A 957-nucleotide genomic window follows, 5' to 3' on the forward strand; every position below is an offset into this window, starting at 1 on the left:
CATATTCAGACAGGATTTCTCGTGTCCCGCCCTACTTGTCGCACGCTTAGTTCCACACATCGCATTTCACATACGGGGCTATCACCCGCTATGGCTCCTATTTCCAGAGGATTCTGTTATGCGTCATGCTAAAACGTGCAGGCTCTTCCCATTTCGCTCGCCACTACTTTGGGAATCTCGGTTGATTTATTTTCCTGCAGCTACTTAGATGTTTCAGTTCGCCGCGTTCGCTTTGCATACCTATGTATTCAGTATGCAATGACCTAAAAGGCCGGGTTTCCCCATTCGGAAATCTGCGGATCAAAGCTTGTTTGCTAGCTCCCCGCAGCTTATCGCAAGCTACTACGTCCTTCATCGCCTGTAATCGCCAAGGCATCCACCATGTGCACTTATTCACTTGTCCCTATAACGTTAGCCCCTTGCGACTAAACAAAGGAGCGGTTATAGAAATAAGAAGTACTACGTTGTTGCGTTTGTTGATACATACAATCATTACCCATCGCGCCACCTGTCGGTGACACGATCAATAAAAATTTACTTACTTCTTCCAGATTGTTAAAGAACGTACAGCACTTGATCTCTAAAAGATCAAACATAAACATACGCGGTACGCGTTGCTTGCATTTGAACTCTTGGTGGAGGATGACGGGATCGAACCGACGACCCCCTGCTTGCAAAGCAGGTGCTCTCCCAGCTGAGCTAATCCCCCTGAGATTTACTACAGGCAGAAACTGGTAGGGCTGGTTGGACTCGAACCAACGACCCCCGCGTTATCAACACGGTGCTCTAACCAGCTGAGCTACAGCCCCAAATGCTGTTCTTTATATTGACAGTCGATAAGTGTGAACGCTTGATGAGTGAGTCATTGCTGACTCGTGCCACTCTAGAAAGGAGGTGATCCAGCCGCACCTTCCGATACGGCTACCTTGTTACGACTTCACCCCAGTCACGAATCCT

At 48.2% G+C, this 957-nt stretch carries 2 tRNA genes and 2 rRNA genes; all 4 read right to left on the reverse strand.

The features are described 5' to 3' along the window. Positions 1-403 (reverse strand): 23S ribosomal RNA (locus tag AC07P1_RS33700); the annotation flags it as partial. Between the two features lie 230 nt (positions 404-633). Next, positions 634-709: transfer RNA gene (locus tag AC07P1_RS33705), tRNA-Ala, on the reverse strand. A gap of 23 nt (positions 710-732) precedes the next feature. Further along, a tRNA-Ile gene (locus AC07P1_RS33710) sits at positions 733-809 on the reverse strand. 78 nt (positions 810-887) lie between these two features. Further along, positions 888-957: ribosomal RNA gene (locus tag AC07P1_RS33715) — 16S ribosomal RNA — on the reverse strand; the annotation flags it as partial.

Source organism: Duganella sp. GW821-FHT07F09 (genome assembly GCF_059418705.1).